This window comes from Holdemanella sp., from assembly GCF_056804935.1.
The window spans coordinates 370-970 of sequence record NZ_DBMEXE010000091.1 but is presented as its reverse complement, the minus strand read 5'-3'; the positions used below and the strand labels follow the sequence as shown (position 1 = coordinate 970).

Here is a 601-nt window from a genome sequence, read left to right as displayed (position 1 = left end):
TGATGATAAAACTTGCCATAAAAATGATTCGTCTTATATGAGTTAATGATGACATTTGGCGCTACATTTAATACACAATCAATCACATCAGCTTCTTCATAGCTCGAAATGACTGTTTTACAAATATAGAATTTCTTATTACTGTAAGCCCCATACGCATCAATAACACTCATACCATGTTTGAAGTTTTCTGTATAAGCCTTTGTGATAATGTCTGGATTTTCGGTTGTGATTTCAACAGTAATCTGGGCATATCTGTGATAGAAACGGGAAATAGTTTGGGTTGAAATAAATTGGAAGATAATTGAATATCCCGCATATACCCATCCAAAGAAAAGACCGAAAATAATTAAAATAATCGTATTAAAAATAAAGACATAATCCCACAAACTTTTATGAATCTTATTAGAAATGTACAGGGCTATAAAGTCTGTACCGCCAGTAGATCCATCTGCCTTTAAAGCAAGTGTAATACCAATTCCATATAAGAATCCACCAAATAATACGTTTAGGACTAGATCATCAAAGAAGGGAGTAAAAGAGAAAATATTTAAAAAGAATGATACAAGTCCAAACTGTAGGCAACTCAAGAATACAAATC

1 protein-coding gene is annotated in these 601 nt (G+C 32.3%); it reads right to left on the bottom strand.

The window, feature by feature from the left end; genetic code table 11:
* Positions 1–590, bottom strand: a 590-nt coding sequence (locus tag ACZQCL_RS05440) for a YitT family protein (RefSeq protein WP_482482098.1), incomplete at its 3' end; no start/stop codon positions are given.
* Between the last annotated feature and the right edge of the window lie 11 nt (positions 591–601).